5 protein-coding genes are annotated in these 3,397 nt (G+C 64.6%); 1 reads left to right on the top strand and 4 read right to left on the bottom strand.

The features are described from left to right. Window positions 1-1,075: bifunctional glutamate N-acetyltransferase/amino-acid acetyltransferase ArgJ (argJ, locus tag VGL22_RS14430; RefSeq protein ID WP_465267637.1), on the bottom strand; the 1,075-nt coding region annotated here is incomplete at its 3' end. 167 nt (window positions 1,076-1,242) lie between these two features. Here argJ and VGL22_RS14425 point away from each other — a divergent pair. Next, window positions 1,243-2,001, top strand: coding sequence for an ABC transporter ATP-binding protein (locus VGL22_RS14425; RefSeq protein ID WP_465267636.1), 759 nt, complete (start codon window positions 1,243-1,245; stop codon window positions 1,999-2,001). A gap of 136 nt (window positions 2,002-2,137) precedes the next feature. Here VGL22_RS14425 and VGL22_RS14420 read toward each other — a convergent pair whose 3' ends face one another. The 3 genes from VGL22_RS14420 to VGL22_RS14410 form a co-directional block, all read right to left on the bottom strand. Then, entirely contained in the window at window positions 2,138-2,596 is a 459-nt protein-coding gene (locus tag VGL22_RS14420) for an LIC_13387 family protein (RefSeq protein ID WP_465267635.1), read from the bottom strand. Continuing rightward, the gene (locus VGL22_RS14415) at window positions 2,593-3,135 is read right to left on the bottom strand and encodes an SRPBCC family protein (protein WP_465267634.1); all 543 of its coding nucleotides are present in this window, start codon (window positions 3,133-3,135) and stop codon (window positions 2,593-2,595) included. Before VGL22_RS14415 ends, VGL22_RS14420 begins: the two co-directional genes overlap by 4 nt. Beyond that, on the bottom strand, window positions 3,101-3,397 hold a 297-nt coding region (locus VGL22_RS14410; RefSeq protein WP_465267633.1), incomplete at its 5' end, for an ArsR/SmtB family transcription factor. The genes VGL22_RS14410 and VGL22_RS14415, both read right to left, overlap by 35 nt.

Here is a 3,397-nt window from a genome sequence, read left to right as displayed (position 1 = left end):
CCTCGTCAAACTCCTCCGCGCGCCCGCCATTGCGACAGATGCGCTGTTCGCCAAACCAGATGTCAATCCGCTCCGGATCGATCTCCGCGCCCGAGTAGCCAAGCGCCGCCATCAGCCGTCCCCAGTTGGGATCGTTGCCTGCCCACGCCGTCTTCACCAGCGAAGAATGTGCAATCGCCTTCGCTGCCTTCAGCGCATCGGCGTCGCTCGCCGCGCCCTCAATGCGCAGTTCCACCACATGCGTGATGCCCTCGCCATCCGCCACCACCTGCTTCGCCAGCGAGGTGCACACCTGCTTGAGCGCTGCCGCAAACTCCGCATGGCCCGCATCGATCTTCGCGCCGCTTGCCCCCGATGCCAGCAGCAGCACCGTATCGTTCGTCGACGTATCGCCATCCACCGAGATGCGGTTGAAGCTCAGCTCGATCGCGTCGTTCAGATACGTCTGCAGCACCGCCGGCTCAACATCCGCATCGGTCATCACGTACACCAGCATCGTCGCGTGCGGCACCAGTTGCGGATGAATCATGCCCGCCCCCTTGCACGTCGCCGCAATCCGCACCTCCGCGTCATCCACCTCAATGCGCGCAAACGCCGTCTTCTCCACCGTGTCGGTCGTGATAATCGCCTCGGCCACTTGCTGAAAGTGATCCGACGCCGAACCAATCCGCCCCGCAAGCTCCGGCATCGCCGCAATCAATTTCTCCGCCGGCAGCGGCACGCCAATGATCCCCGTCGACGAAGGAAACACCTCCTCCGCCCTGCATCCAAACACCTCGGCTGCCGCCGCACACGTCGCGCGCGCCGCATCCACGCCCGCCTGCCCCACCGCACAGTTCGCATTGCCCGCGTTGATGGCCACCACACGCACCTTGCCCCCCGTAGCGCGCAGATGTTCCTTGTCCACCTGCAACGGCGCCGCGCTCACGCGATTCGCCGTGAACGCCGCCGCGGCGCTCGCCGCAGCATCGGCCACGATAAGTGCAAAGTCCGTGCGCCCGCTGGCCTTGAGACCCGCCTTCGCCGCCCCGAAGCGAAAGCCGCGGGGAATAACCAGTTGTGAAATGTCGCTCATTTTTCCTGGAATCCCGGCCTGTTTCCCGCGCTCGGCGCTGATGCAGCGTGCGGCGCAAGCCCGGCACGGGCATGGATTGGTTTCAACAATTTAATCTAGCAGGTGGGGGGCCGATGCAGCCGAGCACGTCCGCAACACCAGAAACACATAGCCACGAGTTCCTCGAAATGCGCCAGGTCAACGTCGCCCGCGGCGATCGCATCGTTCTCCACGACGTCAATCTCTCCATCCGTACCGGCGAGCACGTCGCCATCCTCGGCCCCAACGGCTGCGGAAAATCCACCCTCATCCTCACCATGACCTGCCAGATCTATCCCATGGTGATCCCCGGCATGCAGGTCAGCATCTTCGGGCGTGAGCGCTGGGATCTCACGCAGCTCCGCAAACATTTCGGCGTCGTGGGAACGGAACTGCCCGGCGAACGCACCGCCGTCACCACCGGCCTCGATGCCGTCACCGCCGGCTTCTTCTCCGCCTCCACCCTCTGGCCCAACCTCCACGTCACAGAAGAAATGCGCGCCCGCGCCCGCGAAGCCCTCGAACGCATCGAAGCCTCACATCTCGCCCATCAGCTCGTCGGCGAAATGTCTGCCGGCGAAAAACGCCGCATCGTCATCGCCCGCGCCCTCGTCCATCGCCCGCAACAGCTCCTCCTCGATGAGCCCTCCAACGCACTCGACCTCGCCGCCCAGCGCAGCCTGCGCGAAACCCTGCGCCGCCTCGTCAACGAAGGCACCGGCCTGGTCCTCGTCACCCACCACCTCGGCGACATACTCCCCGAAATCGAACGCGTCATCCTCATGCGCGACGGCTGCATCCTCGCCGATGGCCCCCGCGCCGAACTCCTCACCGAGCCGCGCCTCACTGACCTCTTCCACGCCCCCATCCGCATCGGCCGAGACGAAGAATGGCTGCATAGCTGGTAAGCCATGCAGCCCTTCCGGGACCCCGCCCTCACCCCCAACCTTGTCCTTCTGAGCGCACCGAAAAACCCGCTTTTACTTCTGGTTTTCCTTCTACCATTCGCGCAGGGGATCTCCTTCTGCCTCCCCGAAAACCCGGCTACCCCAGCGCCCCTACCGCCCGCCCCGCCTCCGTAGCCTCCGTCTCCTTCACCGTCGCAAAAGCCATCCCCAGGCACGCAGCAATCAACAGTTCTGTAATCACCGGCGCCAGAAAAAAGTATTCATACGAGTTCACCGCCATCGCCAGATAAGCAACCACAAACGCCATCAGCATCGGGCGCACCCCGCGCCCGTGCGTCTTCGTCAGGGTGCCAAGCTGCCAGAACACCACCGCCTCGATGGTCAGAAAAATCGTGACCGCCAGTCCCATCCCACGCAGAAACATCCAGTACGTGCGCGGCGCTCCCAACACCAAAAACTGGTTCGCCTGCATCGCCGCTGCCGCCACGCTCGCCGGCCCCGGCTCCACCTTTCCGAACACCCCACCCACCGTATGCAGTACCGCATGCACAAAGGTGAGCACAGAGGCGATTCGCAAATACACCGCCGCCTTCATGCCCCCTCCTCTGCCGCCTCGCCCGAATCTGCGGCGCCGCGCACCCCTGCATCCACCACCCGCACATACTGCGCAAGAATGTCGACCCAGGCGCCCGGCCCCTCGAAGAGCGCGCGCAGCTTCTCGGCTCCCATCCCGTGCCGCTCCAGCTTGCTGTGCTCCAACTCCACCAGGGTCACGCCGTCGCTGTCCTCGCTGAATCGGAACTCGACCTCGCTGGCCCGGCTCATGTCGGGATCGTACCCCCACTCCTCCGAGCCCGGCTTCGGCCCTACCTGCCAACTGAAACGCACGCTTCGCGGCGGATCCCAGCCCAGCACCTTGCCCCATTCGCACTGCCGACCTTCCGCATCCCGCTCATACCAGCGCCCGCCCGCCCGCGGTTCCACAACAATCAGCTCAAACCCGGCCGCGGCAATGTGGTGGGTCGCCGGCCACCACGTCTCCATCTGCTCCACAAACACGCTCCAGGCGCGCTCCACACTCGCCCGCACCCGCACACTCTTACGTACGACGGCTTCTTCCACGCTGCTTCCCATGTCTCGCCTCCTTGGCTGGTTTCTCCACCGCATCCTGAAAACTGCTCATTGCCTTCGTCCACATCTGGTCGAAGTGCGCCTTCAGCCGCGCCACCCCTTCCGGGTCAAGCTGATACAACCTCCGCGTTCCATCCCGCCTGTCCTGCACAAGTCCCGCATCCTTCAGCACCTTCAAGTGCTGCGACACCGCCGGCCTGCTCACCGGCATCGTCCCCGCAATCTCGTTCACCGCCAGCGGCCCCTGCGCCAGTCGCTGAAAGAT

This window comes from Occallatibacter sp. (assembly GCF_036502485.1).
Taxonomy (GTDB): domain Bacteria; phylum Acidobacteriota; class Terriglobia; order Terriglobales; family Acidobacteriaceae; genus Telmatobacter.
The sequence above is the reverse complement of the archived record's forward strand: the minus strand, read 5'-3'. Positions and strand labels throughout refer to the sequence as shown.